15 protein-coding genes are annotated in these 19,849 nt (G+C 37.8%); 7 read left to right on the forward strand and 8 right to left on the reverse strand.

Annotated features, from left to right (window positions below):
* Positions 1 to 5: 5 nt before the first annotated feature.
* Positions 6 to 917, reverse strand: coding sequence for a phosphate acyltransferase (locus tag ACZ48L_RS00835; RefSeq protein WP_008822330.1), 912 nt, complete (start codon positions 915 to 917; stop codon positions 6 to 8).
* Between the two features lie 148 nt (positions 918 to 1,065).
* On the opposite strand from ACZ48L_RS00835, the gene ACZ48L_RS00840 reads away from it, so the two are divergent.
* The 3 genes from ACZ48L_RS00840 to ACZ48L_RS00850 all read left to right on the forward strand — a co-directional run bounded on the left by ACZ48L_RS00840 (position 1,066) and on the right by ACZ48L_RS00850 (position 5,546).
* Positions 1,066 to 2,316, forward strand: coding sequence for a toxin-antitoxin system YwqK family antitoxin (locus ACZ48L_RS00840; RefSeq protein ID WP_008822331.1), 1,251 nt, complete (start codon positions 1,066 to 1,068; stop codon positions 2,314 to 2,316).
* Positions 2,317 to 2,478: 162 nt separating this feature from the next.
* Complete coding sequence (locus ACZ48L_RS00845; protein ID WP_025790622.1) at positions 2,479 to 4,398, forward strand: polysaccharide biosynthesis protein; 1,920 nt, start codon at positions 2,479 to 2,481, stop codon at positions 4,396 to 4,398.
* Between the two features lie 32 nt (positions 4,399 to 4,430).
* Entirely contained in the window at positions 4,431 to 5,546 is a 1,116-nt protein-coding gene (locus ACZ48L_RS00850) for a nucleotidyltransferase family protein (RefSeq protein WP_025790621.1), read from the forward strand.
* 586 nt (positions 5,547 to 6,132) lie between these two features.
* Here the strand turns inward: ACZ48L_RS00850 and ACZ48L_RS00855 are convergent.
* From ACZ48L_RS00855 to rfbA, 3 genes are read right to left on the reverse strand one after another with little or no spacing between them, the layout of a single operon-like run.
* Complete coding sequence (locus ACZ48L_RS00855; protein ID WP_219450564.1) at positions 6,133 to 6,558, reverse strand: BT0820 family HAD-type phosphatase; 426 nt, start codon at positions 6,556 to 6,558, stop codon at positions 6,133 to 6,135.
* Between the two features lie 25 nt (positions 6,559 to 6,583).
* On the reverse strand, positions 6,584 to 9,088 hold the full coding sequence (locus tag ACZ48L_RS00860) for a GumC family protein (RefSeq protein WP_025790620.1): 2,505 nt from the start codon (positions 9,086 to 9,088) through the stop codon (positions 6,584 to 6,586).
* Positions 9,089 to 9,133: 45 nt separating this feature from the next.
* Positions 9,134 to 10,012: a glucose-1-phosphate thymidylyltransferase RfbA gene (rfbA, locus tag ACZ48L_RS00865; RefSeq protein ID WP_008822336.1), complete on the reverse strand. Its 879-nt coding sequence runs from the start codon at positions 10,010 to 10,012 to the stop codon at positions 9,134 to 9,136.
* Positions 10,013 to 10,542: 530 nt separating this feature from the next.
* Here rfbA and ACZ48L_RS00870 point away from each other — a divergent pair.
* The 4 genes from ACZ48L_RS00870 (at position 10,543) to rny (ending at position 13,417) form a co-directional block, all read left to right on the forward strand.
* Positions 10,543 to 11,175, forward strand: a complete 633-nt coding sequence (locus ACZ48L_RS00870) for a hypothetical protein (protein ID WP_025790618.1) — start codon at positions 10,543 to 10,545, stop codon at positions 11,173 to 11,175.
* Between the two features lie 67 nt (positions 11,176 to 11,242).
* Positions 11,243 to 11,536: a hypothetical protein gene (locus ACZ48L_RS00875; protein WP_008822338.1), complete on the forward strand. Its 294-nt coding sequence runs from the start codon at positions 11,243 to 11,245 to the stop codon at positions 11,534 to 11,536.
* Positions 11,537 to 11,547: 11 nt separating this feature from the next.
* Entirely contained in the window at positions 11,548 to 11,841 is a 294-nt protein-coding gene (locus ACZ48L_RS00880; RefSeq protein ID WP_008822339.1) for a cell division protein ZapA, read from the forward strand.
* A gap of 34 nt (positions 11,842 to 11,875) precedes the next feature.
* Positions 11,876 to 13,417 (forward strand): ribonuclease Y, encoded by a 1,542-nt coding sequence (gene rny / locus ACZ48L_RS00885; protein ID WP_025790614.1) that lies wholly within the window; start codon positions 11,876 to 11,878, stop codon positions 13,415 to 13,417.
* Positions 13,418 to 13,483: 66 nt separating this feature from the next.
* Here rny and ACZ48L_RS00890 read toward each other — a convergent pair whose 3' ends face one another.
* The 4 genes from ACZ48L_RS00890 to ACZ48L_RS00905 all read right to left on the reverse strand — a co-directional run bounded on the left by ACZ48L_RS00890 (position 13,484) and on the right by ACZ48L_RS00905 (position 19,813).
* Positions 13,484 to 14,101, reverse strand: coding sequence for an HU family DNA-binding protein (locus ACZ48L_RS00890; RefSeq protein ID WP_025790612.1), 618 nt, complete (start codon positions 14,099 to 14,101; stop codon positions 13,484 to 13,486).
* A 298-nt stretch (positions 14,102 to 14,399) separates the two neighbouring features.
* Positions 14,400 to 16,577 carry a cytochrome c biogenesis protein CcsA gene (locus ACZ48L_RS00895; RefSeq protein ID WP_025790610.1) on the reverse strand — a complete coding sequence of 726 codons (2,178 nt, stop codon included), beginning with the start codon at positions 16,575 to 16,577 and terminating at the stop codon, positions 14,400 to 14,402.
* A 75-nt stretch (positions 16,578 to 16,652) separates the two neighbouring features.
* Positions 16,653 to 18,350: a di-heme oxidoredictase family protein gene (locus tag ACZ48L_RS00900; protein WP_025790609.1), complete on the reverse strand. Its 1,698-nt coding sequence runs from the start codon at positions 18,348 to 18,350 to the stop codon at positions 16,653 to 16,655.
* A 101-nt stretch (positions 18,351 to 18,451) separates the two neighbouring features.
* Positions 18,452 to 19,813: an imelysin family protein gene (locus tag ACZ48L_RS00905; RefSeq protein WP_025790608.1), complete on the reverse strand. Its 1,362-nt coding sequence runs from the start codon at positions 19,811 to 19,813 to the stop codon at positions 18,452 to 18,454.
* Positions 19,814 to 19,849 lie beyond the last annotated feature (36 nt).

The following is a 19,849-nucleotide window of genomic DNA, read 5'->3' on the forward strand; positions in this document are numbered from 1 at the left end:
AGTTTTTATTTGGAAATTAAACTTGCTAATGCAAGACTATAAAACTTAGATTTAATGGTGTCTCCACGACTTGAAAGTACAACTGGTGCTAACGTACCTTGGAGAACAGCTGCTGTTTCTGCATGGCTGAATAATGTGATTGTCTTATAGAAAAGGTTACCAGCTTCTATGTCTGGGAAGATAAGAGCATCTGCCTCTCCATTGATAGGGGAGCATATATTCTTAATTTTCATTGCCTCTGTGGAACAAGAAGTTTTGAGATCCAATGGCCCGTCAACAACACATTTACCAAATAAACCAGACTCTGTCTCTTTTTTTATCTTATTATAAGAGTCTGTATAAGGGAAATGTTTGACGTCAACCTTCTCTGAACAGTGGATAAGAGATATCTTAGGGCAATCAATATTAAACGCGTGACAAAAATCAATGACGTACTTTATTTGTGCTTTACGTTGTTCTTCGGTCGGGTACGGTATGACAGCTGCATCAGTAAAAAAAAGTAGCTTCGGATATTCTGGAATCTTCGTCACCGTAATATGTGTCAGGACAGCTCCCCTTGGTAATATACCATGTTCTTTGTCAAGTATGGCGCGTAGTAGAACATCTGTGTTGACAAATCCTTTCATTATGATGTCTGCTTTTTGCTCGCGGATTATTTTTACTGCTATTCGGGAGGCCTCTTCAGGGTTCTCTGCAGTGACAGCTTGCAGGGCTTCTCTATCTGCAAATATTTTTTTAGTCCTCTCAGAACAAACTAATATAGGACTTATAAAACCTTCATGTGTAGCTTGTAGTATTGCCTCTTGTGTGTGATCTTCCTCTGGCCATACAACAACAGTGCGTTTACAGATTTCCTTCTTTTTAAGGAGTCCTGTTAACTGTTCAAAGTCTTTAATTGTCTTTTCTTCTTCTGGCATAGTTAATTGATTTATGGGTCGTAGTTTATTAATGAGACAAAGATACTATTTTGTTTTTAAATAGTATATCTATTTTGTTGAAAAATGATTGAAAATTCTTTTTTTTATGTAAGTTGATGTAATTTTGTAGCAGAATTAGAGATTATATATGAAACGTTTATTCCTTTTATTCCTTTTATTGAAGGCTACTCTTTTTGTTATTGCTCAGCCAGTTAGTCAGGGAATTCCACGTGGGGCAATATTATATAATGAGCAAGGATTGAGAGTTAATAGTCCCCAGAAAGCAACCTATTATCGTGTCCTTTCAGTTGATAGGAAAGGACAAAGGTTATTTCATGACTATTATATAAGTGGTGAATTACGTGCGGAAAAGTATTACTTAACATTAAATAAAGCAAATGCTAATCAAACAATACTAACAGGAGTATGCAGAACTTTTTATAAATCTGGAAGGGTAGAGAGTGTCATGCTATACGACCGAGGTAAGGCTAATGGTCGCGCAGTTTCATTCTTTCCTAATGGTAAAGTTGGTATGAAGTTGTTTTATAGGCATGGGGTTTTGGATGGAGCTTGTTATACATTTAATGAAAATGGCCAACTTGAATATACCACTATTTGGAAGAATGGTTTGAAAGTTAAAGAATTAAAGGGGGGGAGAGATTATTACATTGATTCTAATACAAAGAAAGATGCTTTCTGTGAACAGTTTGGTGGGGAAAAAGAGCGTATAGAACAGATTTCAAAAGATACTGAGTATACGCATTCAAGTAGCGTAAATAATGCTCATGTCAAGAGTAATGGTGAACTAAATTCTCCCAAAATCCATTCAGAGCATTTTTCTCTAAAGAAAGAATCAAAGAAACTTGTTGTGGAGGATGTTGCTTCTACTAAATTGCCTAAAGGCATATTTTCTTTTTCATATCTATATGACCTGCTATCGAATTCAGATCACTCTACTCAGGAAATGCATTTCTTTGATACTCTGAGTGCTCATTATCATTTGGAGGTTTTTCAGATGATAAATGGTTATGGCTCTCAGAAAGAGTTAATTTATCATCATAGTATGGATTATGATGTACATAGTGGTCTTGATAAAGTGACGGGAAGTAATCCTCGTCAGATAGGCTTTTGGGGTAATCTTGACAATAATCGTTTTACGGTTCAGCGTATTAATCTGTTTACATGGTCAGAAAATGAAATGTTACTTTTTGCGAAAGAGGCTGTCTCTAATGGCTATAAAGTACTTGGAGGGGGTGACTATAAGGAGCAAAATGGTAATTTTATCTTGGAACCTAGTGCTGGATTGAATAAAAATATGGGACGAGATGTGGTTTTGACCTTTACCTTTGATCCTAATTTATATGCGGGACTGTATCATATCCAAATGGATATTAGGTAGGTTTAACAAACTTTTTTCTGTTGGCATTAGAAATATAATGTCGTAATACTATGACATTTGATTTATTTTACTTATTTTTGCAACATAAATAAATTAAAGAAGAAAAAGATGTTACAGCTACAGTAAAAAGGCTGTACATACCTTAACACTATAGAAACTGGTATGAAAATAATACAGAAGCTACTTAATTGGTACCTTTCTATCAACGCTCTACCTTATTGGGTTATTCTCGTTGTTGATAGTTTCATCTGCTATCTTTCAGGTATCTTTGTTTTTTGGATGTATTATCATGGTGCCATTGCTTGGGAAAACATGGTGCTACTGACAAAGACTATATTTATGTATATGGTCTTTAATCTTATCGGTTTTAGGCTATTCCGTACCTATTCTGGTATTATTCGTTATTCTTCTTTCGTCGATTTACAACGGGTAGCTTTGGCAATGGTGTTGTCTCTTAGTATAGCAGAGGTAATGCATTATGTCATTTATCATTGGAATCTAGAATTTGTTCGACTTGAGGGACGTCAGATAGCCGCAATGTATCTTGTTGCTACTATAGGAATGATGCTCTTTCGTATTCTAGTGAAATCACTTTATGAAGTTGTCTTTAATACGGATAAAGGGTTGAGGACACTTATTTACGGTGTGAAAGATGGTGGTGTCGGTTTAGCAAAAACAATTCGGAGCGAACAAAAGAGTAATTTCCAACTTAAAGGTTTTATAGCACATGATCCTACTTTAGGAGGACGCATTCTTATGGGCGAGAAAGTTTATATGGCAGATGAGGACCTAGCAAAGTACATAAAGGTCCTTAAAATTCAAGCAGTATTAGTTTCTCCTCTTCAGAATGATAAATTTCGTAATGATTTGAAGCTTCAAGATACATTATTGAATCTGGGAGTTCGGATTTTTATGAGCTCGGGAGAAAAAGAGTGGAATCAGAATGATGATTATACAAAAGTTCAATTAAAAGAGATTAGTATTGAAGATCTTCTTCCTCGTGACCAAATCCATGTAGATATGGATTCTATTGGAAATTTATTGCGAGGAAAGAAAATTATGATAACAGGGTCTGCTGGTAGTATCGGTTCAGAGATGGTTCGACAGATTGCTGTTTATAATCCTACAGAACTGATTCTTATAGATCAAGCAGAGACGCCACAGCATAATATTCGGTTAATGATGCATTTTGAGTGGCCTAATATAAAAGCACATACTATAGTTGCGAATATCTCCAACGAGGAACGTATGGATAAGATATTTCACACTTATAGACCTGATTATGTGTTCCATGCTGCTGCATATAAGCATGTTCCAATGATGGAAAATAATCCTTCTGAGAGTATACAGAACAATATCCTAGGCACAAAAGTTATTGCTGACCTAAGTGTGAAGTATGGTGTTAAGAAGTTTGTGATGGTATCCACAGACAAGGCAGTTAACCCTACAAATGTAATGGGGTGCTCTAAACGAATTTGTGAGATATATTGCCAGAGCCTAAATAAAATGATTAATGAACATGCGGGAGATAAACCAGTTACACAGTTTGTAACAACTCGTTTTGGTAATGTTTTAGGTTCCAATGGGTCTGTTATTCCTTTATTTGAAAAGCAAATTAAGAATGGGGGACCTGTCACCGTTACAGATCCTAATATAATTAGATTCTTTATGCTTATTCCTGAAGCTTGTAAGCTTGTTCTTGAAGCTGGTACACATGGAAGTGGAGGGGAAATTTTTGTTTTTGATATGGGTAAACCTGTCAAGATTGCTGATTTAGCAAAACGAATGATTAAACTATCAGGGGCTAAAGATATTGAAATTAAATACACTGGTTTACGTGCTGGTGAGAAGCTATATGAAGAGGTGTTGAGTACTACAGAGAATACTCTTCCAAGTTTTCATGAAAAGATCCGTATAGCTAAGGTTCGTGAATATGACTATAGCGAGGTTAGTAAGCAGATAGACTCACTTATAGCCTTAAGCCACACGTATGATGATATGGCCATTGTAGAAAAGATGAAAGAAATAGTTCCTGAGTATGTAAGCAATAATAGTAAATATTCTGTTCTTGATAAGAAATAAAGGTGTAAGGCCTACTAGGTAGTTTCTCTATAATGAAATATAATAGCAAGGAATCTTCGATATTTTTTGAATTTCTAAGGTTTTGTATACATGATGATGCTGTTGAGCCAGTTAGCTTAGACAGTATGGATTGGGATGCTCTCTATGACTTTGGTAATAGGCAAGCTATCCTTGGAGTACTCTATCGTGGTCTTATGAAACTTTCTAAATCTAACTTTCGTCCTGATCGGCTTCAAATACTTAAATGGTATAGTGGATACTCTCGTATTGAGAAGGCAAATAAACAGAATTATAAGGATGCTTCAACTTTAACGGAACTATTATATAATAAGTATGGTGTTAAAGGTTGTGTTTTGAAAGGACAGACGAATGCACTGATGTATCCAGATCCTTATATGCGTACTTCTGGAGATATTGACTTGTGGACAGACGCAAAAACCTTAGATATTATTCGTATTTCTCGGGAACTTGATGTGCATGGAGAAATTGGATATCATCATATAGAGTTATCTTATTTGAAGACTCCTGTAGAGATTCATTTCTTTCCATCTTTTATGGGTAATATCTGGCATGAATATAAGTTGCGTCGTTTTTTCAATCAATGTAAGGCTGATCAATTTAAAAGGTTCTCAGTCTTGCCGGATAATCTTGGAAAGATTTATACATTGACAGACTCATTTAATCGTGTGTTTCAGATGTCTCATATTATGCATCACTTCTTCTTTGAAGGGATAGGGCTGCGGCAAATGATAGATTATTATTACTTATTATGTCGTAATTTTACGGAGGAAGAAAGAAAAGAAACGGTATGTGTACTAAAAGAGACTGGTATGTATAAGTTTGCCGCAGGTGTTATGTATATAATGAAAGAGGTTCTTGGATTGTCGGAGAATTCCTTACTTATGCCACCTAATGTTCGAATAGGTAAGCTCCTTGTTTCGGAAATCCTTCAAAGTGGTAACTTTGGGTTTTATGATGAGCGTTATTCTTTCGCGGGTAAGTCTGTTTATACTCAGTATTTTATAGAGATGTATAGAAATTTTCACTTTGCTTTGGACTTCCCTTCTGAAACGATTTTAGGTCGTCCAATCTCTCGTTGGTGGCATATGTTTTATAAAGCGTACTTACGTTATCAGTTACGGCATTAGAGACATGTGGAATATTATAGCTATAATATTCATATAGGTAATGATAGGTCTTTCTGCATTTAATTTTAATTGATGTCCCAAGAGAGGTATATCCGTTTCACTTCTCTCTATCTTTGGGAAGGTAGGTAATAAGAGAAAGGGAATATATTTCTCTTTTCTTTTTTTATATCCAACAGTTAGGTGGAGGAACTCTCAGCCTGCAATCCCTATTCTACCCAACGATAGAGTAGAGTTCTACCCAGCGAACAAGTCCTCTCGTACCCAGCAGCTGGGTACGAGAGGACCTATTTGCGGGGTATGATTATATTTGTTTGCTTGGTATATTCTGTGATAGAAAATACTATATTTTTCTTTTCTTAAACTATATGTTATGCCCATTACAGTGTGCTTCAGTTTGTTACCTATAGAGCTGTTATGGTAGTACCTTATGATGCGTTCTGAATGTGAAAACGAACTATAGTCAGAAAGATGTAGGTAGACCAAAGGTTATTTGAAAAATAGAGAGTTTATGTTCTTGCTACCATAAGCTGGTTATTCGTGAATAAAAAAAGAGAGTGTTTGAGCACTCTCCTTAATATTCAGTCCATTAAAAACTCCACCAGTGTTTCTTTTTAGGTGCCTTATGCTCCTCTAAGGATAGATGTCGATAGTTTAGAGTCTCCCATGTCTCATGGTTCGTTATCATTTGATAGATTGTTCCCCAATCGGGTAGTCCTCCAAGATTGCGATCATCTATAAACATATCCACTTTGAGCTTACGTGAAAAATGATTGTTCTTGTTTCTTTCTTCTTCTGGATAGTCTTTGTTTACAGCCCAAAAGTCTACGCCTTTTGTATGACACCACTCAACAGCCTCTTGGAGTAGTTCGCCTTCTCTAACACTCCACAAGATGAGGCGATGTCCATCTTTTATTAGCATCTTAAGAGTATCGGTAGCGAAAGGAATTTCGCTACCGATTTTAGGATATTTGTGCTCGACGATGGTCCCGTCGAAATCTATTGCAATTGTCATTTCCTATTTATAAAAAAATTAAGAATTATCTCTTTATAGAATGATCATCCTTGTTTCCATAATGGCTCTTACTGTAGTTACCATATGTACTATATTGTCCATAGCCTGCTCCATAGCCTGCTTTTCCATATCTTCCGTACTTCCCATAGCGACCATAGCCATAATAATAGCTATATTTCTTCTTAGACATATCAATGCCATTCAGTACGACTGCCATGTTAGGTAATTTGTCTTCTTTTGCTAAGTCATTAATCAAGTTAAAGCTTGATTTAGGAGTATAATCTGCACGGCACATGTATACAGAAGCATCCGCAATACGTGCTATCTGTAATGTATCAGTGACCAAACCAACAGGGGCTGTATCAATCATGATGTAATCATACTTATCTTTTAAAAGATTGACAATAGTCTCTAATGATTTACGTGCAATTAATTCTGCTGGATTCGGTGGAATTGGGCCAGCCATGAGAAGATCAAGATTCTTATTGACACCTGAAGGGAGTATTTGTTCTTGTAATTCTTCTGCTGTGGGATCTTCTTTTACAAGTAAGTTTGTGATACCATGTTTGTGGTCGTTGATTCCGAATAGTTCTGCAAGACGTGGACGGCGGATATCAAGACCAACAAGAATAATTTTTTTCCCTAAAAGGCCGAAACTTACTGATAGATTAGCAGCTGTGAATGTTTTACCTTCGCCTGATGTAGAGGAGGTAAACAAAACGACCTTTTGTCCTTCATGCAACATAAATTGCAGATTGGTGCGAAGAGAACGGAAAATTTCCTCCATTTGGTTGTTTTGATTCTCGTGTACAACAATGTCAGCTTTTCCTTTGGCTGAATTGCTAGCAATAGCAACATCTGCAATAATCGGAAGTTTTGTCAGTCGTGCTACATCGTCGTGACCTTCAATCTTATAACGGAAGAATTGTAGGATGAGGATAACACCAACAGGAATTGCCAAGCCGATAAGAAGAGCTATTAACATGATGTAGCTTGACTTCGGACTAATTTTTCCAATAAGTTGTGGTGCATCAATTAGCCTACCTTTATCTGCTGTGGCTGCCAAAGAGATACTATTTTCCTCACGTTTCTGGAGCAACATCAGGTACAATCCTGATTTAACCTCTTGCTGTCTTCCAATTTGTGTTAGTATACGCTCTTGTTGTGGGGTTTCTGCTACTTGTTCGTCAAACTTATTTACTTGCGCTAGAACAGCATCACGTTGTATCTGTAAATTCTGACGTGCTGCCGCTATTGCACGTCTTATGTTTACATTCAGCTCACGGATCTGTGCTGTAAGAGGCTCTACGACAGGAGAGCTTTCCGAAGCACTTCGAAGTAAGCGATTACGCTCGAGTACTAATTCATTGTAGCGATTAATTAATGTAGTAGAACTTTGGTCGTCTAATCCAACATTTGAAGGAATTACTTGTGAAAGGTTACGTGAAGAACTCTCAACTTCTTTTGCAATGGTATTGAAAAGTTCAATCTGTGTTTCTGTGTCTGCAAGTTTTAGTTCTGCAGAATTTTGGTTTGCAACAGAATTACCTGCATTCATTTTTAGCTCAACCATTCCATTGCGTTGCTTGTAGTTTTGTAATTCTCCTTCTGTCTTACCAAGCTCTGCATTGATCTTCTCTAGACGGCTATTTATAAACTTCTCTGTACGGAGGGCTACTATGTTTTTATCCTCATTAGCTTGACGATTATAAACGATAGAAAGTTGCTTTAAATAATCAAGTGCGCGTTCTGGAATCTCATCGTTCAATTGTAGTTGGGCTATTGATGTTGCTTTTGATAATTGTGCAACTTGTAGTTCACTAACATACTTGTTAGATGCCATCTTAGGTGATAGTATGTTTACTTTAAGTACCTGTCCATCATGTAATATCCTTCCATTGTTTGAGCTAATAGTAATAATACCAGCTCTCGTTGGGATCGATATAGGTAAAGAAGTAAACTTCCTGTTTAAAGAGAATGGACCTTCATTGGAGAATTCATCCTTAGATACGTAATATGTACCATTGACATTGTAAGTATTACCCTCTTTTGTAATGATTAGGTCCATTGGCATGTTTAATTTTGTCAGATGGGTAGGATCAATATCTACGTTAAGAGGCTGATTACGGTACATCATGATGTCCTTTACTCTTCCTTGAACTGCATAGTTGACGTATAGTTTTAGATCTCGAATTGCATCTTCCGCAATTGAATGTGAAGTTAATATCTCCATTTCATTGTCTATACCTGTGGAATTAGATATAGTACCAAGGTTTGAGATATTCAGTGGAGATTGGCTTCTGCTATTATTTGTCGGCTCATCTTTAATGAGTAGTTTAGCTGTTGCTTGATACATTGGAGTTGCATATCGTAGATAAATAGCTCCAATGCCACCAAAGATTACTAATGATAAAATGAACCAGTACCAATTCAATATAATTGTCCTATAGAGTGCACTAAAATCAAAAGATGATAATCCATCCTGGATGTGCTGCTCTTTTTCCTGGTCTAATTTTGTTTTTTCTTCCATATCTGTTATTATTTGTTTCTTAATTTAGTGGTCAAGAATATAAATTTATCTGTCACCGACTAATTGGAGTAGATATTTACCATAGTTATTTTTAGCCATGGGTTGTGCTTCTTTTACCAATCTTTCTTTTGAAATCCATCCTTTTTTGAAAGCAATCTCTTCAAGGCATGCAATCTTTAATCCTTGTCTTTTTTCTATGCATTCTATGAAAGTGCTTGCCTCAGATAAACTATCATGAGTTCCAGTGTCTAGCCAAGCAAAGCCACGTTGTAAGGTTTGAACCATGAGCTGCTCTTTTCTGAGGTATTCTTGGTTTACTGTTGTTATCTCCAGTTCTCCACGAGGGGATGGCTTTATGTTCTTGGCAATTTCAACAACACTGTTAGGATAGAAATATAACCCTACTACAGCGTAATTGCTTTTTGGATTTGCAGGTTTCTCTTCGATGCTCAAGCATTTCCCGTTTTTATCAAACTCTGCCACTCCATATCGTTGGGGATCATTAACATAATATCCAAAGACCGTTGCTTTGTTCTCATTCTCTGCCATGTGTACACTGTCTCTCAAGAGCCCACTGAATCCTGCACCATAGAATATATTATCACCTAATACAAGACAAACAGAATCTTTCCCTATGAAGTTTTCTCCAATTATGAATGCTTGCGCTAGTCCATCTGGAGAAGGTTGTTCCGCATATTCAAAGTGTACGCCAAAACTGCTACCATCCCCAAGAAGTCTTTTGAAGCCAGGGAGGTCATGAGGGGTTGAGATTATTAGAATCTCTCGTATACCTGCCAGCATTAATACTGATACTGGATAATATATCATCGGTTTATCAAAGATCGGTATTAGTTGTTTACTTATACCCTTAGTTATTGGATAAAGGCGTGTGCCCGAACCCCCTGCAAGAACTATACCTTTCATAATGATCAATCTTAATATTTGTTTTATAAATTAGTAGTTTCAACTTTGAATAAGTATGCTTAACTGTACAGATGATGCTTCATGTTGTCATAAAGATGTTCTTTATGTCAAATTAGAAGAGTTCAATTCTCATGTACCATATCATACTTGGTTCTCTTTTTATGAATTCGGATCTTTAAAGATACTTCTTAATTTACTTATGTGTGGTCAGTTATTAATATTCTCCTGTAACCTAATACGATAAGAGCATTTTGGCAGAAATAAGCTTTAAAAGACCCATTTATATTTATATTCAAGCTAATGAAATCGTTGAGGACAATAATCCATTTTATGAAATCATTGCTATTCCGTTTGTTCTCATTTAACAATGCTAATATACTGTCTGCAAAGATAAGAATTTTAATTTAAATTAAAAAGAATGAAAATGAAAAACATATCGTGAATACGTGTTTTTCTTGTTTTTTTAATTAACTTTGCAATCAAAATATAGTAATTTCGATTGTGTAATAAAATTAATTATATAAACAAATATGGGAATAATATCATCGATTTTCAACCGAGGGGAAAAAGAACAAGTAAAGTCTGGAGGAATGGAAGACTATATGATGTTAGTTCGAGTCTATTTTCAGTCTGTACTTGCATCTAGGTTGGGTATCAATAATTTAGCGATGTTGCCGGACCTGCGGACTTATAAACAGACGTTCCGTGTTCCTACGCTTAATAACAAGTTAGGACTTGGCGAGAAAGTTAGTGTTAGGAAAACGATGAAAAATATTTATAAAGTAGACGATAGTTTCTTTGATGAAATAGATGCAAGTATAAAGAAGAACTGTAAAAAGATGCAGGATGTGCAACCTTATTTGTACCAATTTCAGGGATTTACACAGGATTTGATGATGTTGGTTGGTAATCTTATGAAATTTAAACTACGTGTTCCCGGTATTTTTAAGAAAGTCATCTATACAATGACAGAGAAAACAGTAAATGATATCTTTGATAAAAATGACTTTACGGATCCTGGAGTTATAAAAGCTGTTATGTCCATCCGTCAGTATGACCAACGACTTAGATTTAGTCGTAAATGGGTTACAGACTTTGTCTATCAGATCGTTATGCTGGCTAAAAAAGAGCCCAAAGGGGCGGAAGAGACACAATCAAAATAATTCAAGTATATATTTGCTTAAATAAAAACTTTAATGTAACTTTGTAGCCAAAACAATAAGGTTAGTTATGAATGCGAATGAGAAAACTCTGAATACGTTTGCGACTCGTGTACGGCAGATGATTCTTCAGTATGAAGAGTTGAAGAAAGAGAATAGTGATCTCTACGCACTAGTAGCTCAGCATGAAGAAGAAATAAAAGATCTTCAGTCGCAGTTGCGGCAGGAGCAGGAAAACTACCGTACGTTGAAAATGGCAAAGATGCTTGAGGTCACGGATGGTGATATGGAAGTAGCTAAGAAACGCGTTACAAAACTCATTCGTGATGTCAATAAGTGCATCACTCTTTTAAGTGAGAAATAATCTAGAATATAATGGCAGACGATAAACTACATATTAGATTGCATGTTTATGATGCAGAACTCTCTGTAAACGTTCCAAGAGAAGACGAAGAGTTTTATCGTTCGGCAGCAAAACTCATTACAGATACTGTTAATACTTATGCTACTCTTTTTAAGGGGAAAAAGAGTGATAAGGATATCGCATATATGGCAATGTTAGATATTGCATTACGATATAAGAAAGAGGGTATGCGTAATGATACTGCTCCTTTCAATGATATTCTCGGCAAACTCACTTCTGAGATTGAAGATGCATTAAAGAAGTAACGAGAATATTAACTAAAATCATAAGATAAAATAAATGAGTCCAATTGTAACAGTTATAATTGCTGCAGTCTGTTTGGCTGCAGGATGTGCTGGTGGCTTTGCTCTTTTCCGCTATATCTTGACAGGAAAATATAAAGATACAATGGAAAAGGCAGAAAAAGCTGCAGAAGTATTGAAAGAAAAAAAGCTTCTTGAAGTAAAGGAAAAGTTCCTAAATAAGAAGAGCGAACTGGAAAAGGAGGTCCAACAACGCACGCTCAAGATACAGCAAGGAGAAAACAGACTGAAGCAGCGTGAGGGTGCTTTGAATCAAAGACAAGAAGAGGTCAATCGTCGTAAACAGGATGTTGATCAGCAGCAACAGCGTGTTGACAATGAAAAGAAGTTGTTACAGGTTAAACAACAAGATCTTGAAAAGATGCAGGAGAAGGAGCGTATTAAGCTTGAGGAACTTTCAGGGCTTAGCTCCGAGGAAGCGAAAGAACGTTTAATAGAGAGCTTGAAAGATCAAGCGAAGTTGGATGCAGCTTCTTATATCAATGAGATTGTTGATGAAGCCAAACTTAATGCGAATCAACAAGCAAAGAAGATAGTTATACAGACTATACAACGAGTAGCAACAGAAACAGCTATAGAAAATTCTGTAAGTGTTTTCCATATTGATAGCGATGAGGTAAAGGGTCGCATCATTGGTCGTGAAGGTCGTAATATTCGTGCTTTGGAAGCTGCTACAGGTGTAGAAATCGTTGTTGATGATACGCCAGAAGCAATTGTAATTTCAGCTTTCGACCCAGTTCGTCGTGAGGTTTGCCGCTTGGCACTTCATCAGCTAGTTGCAGATGGACGTATTCACCCTGCACGTATTGAAGAAGTTGTTGCAAAAGTCAAAAAGCAGCTTGATAATGAGATAATTGAGACTGGCAAGCGTACGGCAATCGATCTTGGTATTCACGGTTTACACCCAGAGTTGATTCGTATTGTTGGTAAGATGAAATATCGTTCTTCTTATGGGCAGAATCTTCTTCAACATGCTCGTGAAACAGCGAACCTTTGTGCTGTTATGGCAAGTGAATTAGGTTTGAACCCCAAGAAGGCAAAGCGTGCTGGCCTATTGCATGATATTGGTAAAGTTCCAGATGAGGAGACTGATCTGCCACACGCAATCTACGGTGGTAAGATTGCTGAGAAGTATAAGGAGAAGCCCGATATTTGCAATGCTATTGCTGCACACCATGATGAGGTGGAGATGACAACTCTTCTTGCACCAATTGTTCAGGTTTGTGATGCTATCTCTGGTGCTCGTCCAGGTGCCCGTCGTGAGATTGTTGAAGCTTACATTAAGCGCTTGAATGATTTGGAAGCTATTGCAATGAGTTATCCAGGTGTAACAAAAACATATGCAATTCAGGCTGGACGTGAGTTACGTGTAATTGTTGGTGCTGATAAGATGGACGATGTAGAGAGTGAAAAACTAAGCTCAGAGATAGCAGAGAAGATTCAGAATGAGATGACTTATCCTGGTCAGGTTAAGATCACTGTAATTCGCGAGATCCGTTCTGTGGCCTATGCGAAGTAGGTCTCTAATCTCTTAAAGAACTTTATATAAGAAATACGCCTCATTTTGTGGGGCGTATTTTTATTTCTATTTATTTTGTTGTGCACCTATCTCCAACACATACAACTTGTTTCTCCCTTTCCCTATATTCTTTATCTTTCCTTCTTCCATCAATCGTGCCGCAATGCGATAAGCATTTGCCTGCGAAAGATTAAGGCTGAGACGCAAGTCGTCCACAGAGAAGAAAGGTCTATCCGTTCCTAAGTTTTCGATAGCCTCATCAATCTCCTTATAGGTTGGGATAGAGGAAACGCCCTGCCGATAAGTAACATTCTCGAACTCGGTATGAAGGAGTGCCTCCATCATCTCAGTATCAGGGCGAAACTTAACAGTCCGTGCCTCAGGATCTCGCAATCGATAATGGCCAGAACGCGGATCTTGGTATAGTTTACCCTTCACAGAAAGCGTGAAATAACCTATTCCTGGTAGATGTACGGCATTATCCGACATCAGTTGAAAGGATATTTCTTCCTTCAATGCTGCTACAGCAGCTATGACATCAGACTGTGTAAGTGACGATGCACTTTGGATATTCTTACCCATGCGCTCAATTCCTACGACTTGATTTTCAATGGTAACTGCTCTGAAATCTGAACGAGTAGAGAAGTGTCCATGATACTTTAGAAGCTTATACTTTACACTCATATACGGTTTATGTTTTAAGTTTATACGGTTCTTGTTATATTTCCCTGCGTATTTTGTATTCACGGAATACGTATCTTTTTATATTATCTAAGCGTGATAAAGTATTATCAGACTTAGATAAAGTATTATCACGCTTAGATAATTAATTATCACACTTAGATAATACGATTAGATACGCACAAAGATAATACAAAGTCCGTAGAAAAGTAAAAGAAAAGCAGGGAAAGTGAAATGCAACACATATACATTTCGTTTTCTCTGCTTATCCTTAGTTGAAGTATTAATCTATTTTTATTCTTTATGCATAGGAGTGCATTCCTCCAAGAACATAATTTACACCGAAATAGGTCATCAATATTGAGAGGAATGCTATAATCATATATAGATGATAATTAAGCGGTTTACGGAAAGTTGGTAAGCTTTGTTTATGGAGCACTATAGCGTATACCATTAACGTTATAAGTGCCCATGTTTCCTTTGGATCCCATCCCCAATAAGTACCCCAACTGATGTTTGCCCATATTGCTCCTATAAAAATTCCTAATCCGAGAGTGGTTATAGCAGGATAGAGAAATATTTGTGAGAGGGTGGTCAGTTGCTTATTTGTTTGAATGATGTTTGCCTTTTTGCTCCTATATGTGAGGAAATATGCAATTGCACAGATAAATGTTAGAGAGAATAAGGCATAAGATATCATGATAATACTGACATGTATACTTAGTAGCGGACTGTTCAATACAGGCATACGTGGTGTAATACTTGGGTCCATCTCGCCAAGATGGCTTACGAGTAGCATGAATCCACTCATGAGTAGACCGAAGGTAGTCATCAGTTGCATCTTATAGGTTGTGAGGATTGATACAATCATAATGAGCCATGAGAGTAGAAGCATTGTTTCATAGCCATTTGCAATTGGGATTGTTCCGTTTATAATCCATCTTAAGGCTAAGGTAAAAGTGAGAATGAGCCATGATAAGCCCATGAGATAGGTAAATATTCTATAAGCTTTCTTTTTGTTAAGGAATAAGATGGACAGTAGTCCTAAGATTAGATTTCCGATGAAGAGAAAAGTTGTGAAGGAGTAAGAGTTATATATATTCTCAGCTCTTATCTCTGTTGGTGTAGGTATTGTATTACCTCCGTATGCATATTGATATTTTTGTAACTTCTGTGTAAGTTCATTTAGCATGCCTGTATTCCCTTGGTTGGCCAGTTGTCTTGCTAATGAGAGAATTGTACGAATATACTGCTGTTGTGCCTTGGGCATAGCTTTGGGCATACGATCAGTGGGTGCAAACCATTCAGTCGTACCTTGGAGTGATGTGTAAGGAAACATCTTGAGTGTTTTTCCTTGCATGAGATCCATGAGAAGCATCATCTTGTCATCTATGTCAAGCAGTTGTTTGGACACGGCATCGTTTGGTTGATTCTGCGCATCTTGAAGATATGGTCCAAGGATATAGCCTTGTTGTCCAAATAGGCTCATAGGGGATGTATATTCACTTAAACCTAACTTATCACGTAGTTCATTGCCTTTTATTCTAAGGATTGGTTCTTTCATCCATTCTTTACCCCAGAACATGAAACCCGTGAGTACTTGACAGGGAGTGAAGTCTTTATATTTCTTTTTGCCGTAGAGTTTCTTTGTGAAGTCTATGGCGTAAGTCTGCATTGGACAGATTCTACCATTGTAGACAACGAATATTTTTCCAAACTCATTGGCTGTTTCGCGGGTTAATGAAGGCTGCGCGATGATAGGTGATGTACATGTCAGAAGTAGTAATAATAATACAATGGATTTCCTGCTGTTGCTACGAAGCAGTCGACGAAAGTTTCCTTTTGGCTCAATAAGCATGGCAATTAATCCAAAGAAGAGTAGGGCATAGCCTGTGTATGTGACGGGTATACCATAGGGATCAGAATTGACGGAAAGGTATGAGCCTTTCATATCTTCATCGAAACTACTTTGATAAAGACGTGTGCCATAGCCTGAATATATCTTGTTCATAGATACCTGAAATTCTTCTTTCCTTTCACCTTCTATTATAGTAATCACAGAAGCATAATCCATGGCAGCCATATTGCCTGCGTGATATGTAATATTGAATCTATTTAGAACAACCGAGAATGGTAATTGTACCTTATTATCATCTTTTGTTATATATGTACTTACAGGCTTCCCTTGTCTTAGATGTATCATTCCTTTGTGTGCTGTTAGATGAGTGAGTAACGCACCAAGGAGAATGATGACGAATGACAAGTGTAATAAGACAATAATGGGTCGGTGGATTTTCTGCTTAATAAAATAAATGATTCCTAGAGCAATTCCTATTGCCCATAATAAACAGAACCACCAAGAGCCGAAGATGTTATCCGATACGTAATCTAAACTTGTGTATTTGCCAACAATAGTTCCAATCGCCATTATGGCAACAATGAGAATATACACAATCTCAAGTAATCTTTTTATTCGCATTATTGTAAGATAAAAGAAGACGGAATCCTCTCACGAATTCCATCTTCTTATAAATGTTTTGATAATTGCTGTTTATTAGATAGAACGTATGAACTTAACGACAGCGTCTCTATCTTTCTTAGGCAAGTTATAGAACTTAACAGCTGCATTATAAGCCTGGCTGTTCTTGCTATATGCATGCCACATGATAGCTTCAATCTCATTACGAGCACGAGCATCGTGTAGGCGGTCTTCTACACCAGAGTTAATCAGTGAAAGACCTCTACCCCACAGAGGAGTAGTACGACACCAAGATCCATGGATATCATTCTTCATGTCGAGCTTGTGCTGGATGAAGTCAGAGTATGGATAAATCTTCTGATTAGCATACTTAGGTAGCTGCTTGTTGCCAAGGATTACAGAAGAACCATGGTTGTCAGCACCCGTTGTCCAAGATGCTTTGTGACAGTGTGCACAACCTAACTCTCCTGTGAAGAGTTCCTTACCACGCTGTACGTCCTTGGCATTTAAATTTCTTGCACGCGGAACAGCAATACCTCTGTGCCAAACCATGAATGCGTGATATGCATCATCGCTCATTTCTGGCTTGAAGTTGAAGTAAGGATTGTTATAGAGGTTTACGTTATTGCTTGGTGAAAGCAAGTAACGAACAGCCTTCTTGATACCTTCACGTGTTCCATCGTTGTAATATGGATGTACGTAAGAGTTAGGATCACTACCATGCTGTTGGATGTAACTAATTACGTTCTCGTTCTCTGACATTGCTTTAGCCCATGGCTCTGTAGAACAAATGTGCTTGATATCTGAACGAAGAATATTCAACTCGTCCCAAAGAGCAACGTCGTTCTCAAGACAACCATCGAGTAGGTCATAGTTGAAACGCTTTACGAACTTATTGCCAAAAGCATCTTCTGACCAAGCCTCAGGCTTCAACTGCTTTGTTGTATTATCGAAGAACTCTGGGTTTAACTCTACGTGCTGCCCTTCTGCTTTGTATTGCTTCTCCAGGTCTTCGTTAGAGATAGCGTCTATCAAACCAAGACCCTGGAAGTTACATGATGCTATCAAGCGTACTTCATAGTTACTTGGTACTGGATCTGTGTTGAATGCTGACTGCGGAATAGATACAGATGGATAACGTAGATTATACTTCTCACCATCAGGGAACTGCATTGGTAGCCCACTTGGCATAGAAGTTACATCATGCCAGGTAATGTGTATCTGTTTTGGATCAACAGGGGGCAAGAATGGTTCGACAGCTTGTAACATTGTAAAGGTTGTAAGCTGATCAATAGGAGTTCCATTGTTGCTGCCTGGAGCGTCTGGGGTATAGACAGAAACAATGTAACCATTACCCTTTACTGGCTCCATGTCATTGCGACTATGCCCGTGAGCATAACCACCAGAGTGGCAGTACTCACATGAACGGCGTGAAGCAACAGGTCCCCAACCTTTGTATGGTTCGGTGCTGAGGGTGTACTTGGCACTTGCCATCATATCACCTTGGTTGAAGAGATCGGTTAGTCCTTGTTCGTCGATAGCAGGTGTATTATCCTCATAGCCACCGGCAGCAGTATTCTCCGTTGTCCCGAGTTTACCGCCTGGGTACCATTCGTCTGCAGAGAAATTACCTACTGCCTGACCAATGTACTTTGTCTCAGGTTCTGATGGTTGCTGTGGATTGTCTGGCGAAACATTGTCGTCAGAACATGCAGCAAATGCACATAAGAGTGCTCCAGCAAGTAAGTATTTGCTATAGCTGTTGTGTCTCATAATGTTTTATAGTTAAATTTACGTTTGAAACGTAGCCTTGCCTGAAGAAGACAAAACTACGTTTTTAATTATTTTTTGATTTTCAGATTTGCAAATAAGAATTATTTGTCTGTCTGCTGATTAATCCATGTGCCAGCTGTGTTAAGTGCCTCATTTAAGGCATCAACCTTTTCAATACAATTCTTAACCTGTGCATTACCTGGATCATCGATGAAAGCAATACCACTCTTCTTAGCTGTCTCCAAGGCTGCGATTGCCTCGTTAAGAGCGTTGTTCAACTCATTGTACTTAGGATAATTGTTATTCTTCAAGAAGTTCATTATAGAGTACTGAGTAGGAGTAGATATGTTCTCTGTACCACGTACGCCATAGAGTGAATTCTTGATAGAATAAATGTTGTCCTGATAGTCTTGGAATGAACGCTTACTGTATGGTGACTCGATGTAGTTAGCTGCATCGTCTGTCGTGCCAGTACCTGTAGCCTTACGATAAGCCTGACCAAGTTTTTGTGAAGCAACTTCTTCGCAGATACCAGAGCATCCGCCAATAAAGATGTTGTTCAGAGTCTCATGCCATGAAGCAAACATGCCATTTTCTTTTGTCGCAAACTGTGAATAGTCACGATAAGGAATCAACTTTGGTGATAGACCTTGGTGACGTGTTCCATTGATTACCCAGATTGCATTAGCAAGTTGAGCTTGATGAGTTGCAGGGATACTTGTGCCTAACCAGCCATATTCCAAGAGATAAGTCATGTTACGAAGGTCACCTGCGACAGCTGCTGCGAATGCTGCTTCATTTACAGTACTTACACTTGTAAGACCTGCCTCAGTTTCTTTTTCTGCATTGAAGTCTGCAACTGTACGGTTTTTGCCATTGCGGAAGAGAACGAACTCTAAACCATGGAAACCTAATACAGAGTCGAAGTTACCATTGTTGTCATAAACATATTTAGTTGGATTCTCGCCATTGATACCTGCTATAACGGAAGCATCGTTCAATGCTCTTGTCAACTGGTCATGGTCGAGTGGCCATGAATCGATATGTGGGTCAATCTCATTGTCTGAAGCTGCACCATAAAGGAAGGATTCACTTTGTTCCCAATCTTTACGTGCCGCCTTGAAAGCCTCACAAGCTGCATCAATATCACTCTGAGTCAAAGTACCAGCCTTACGCTTCTGATAAAGATTTTGGCAAGCTTTATAAAGCTCGTCAGACTTCTGTGCTAAATCTAAGTATGTCGGTTTAACAACAGCCTCAAGGTAATTGGCAACAACCTTGCCCATCTCAGTCTTGTTAGCATTTGCGCTACTTTCGCTTGCAGCCTTGTTTAGTTCTGCCTGCTGTTCTGGTGTAAGAATCGTTGTGTTAATAACTTCATCATCATCACTACTGCACGATGTGAAACCTGTAGCTAATGTTCCTGCAAGAAGAAACATTGCTAGTTTTGTTACTTTTTTCATTATGATTTTATTTAATGATAGTTATACAATCTTTCA

It is taken from the genome of Prevotella histicola, assembly GCF_055385135.1.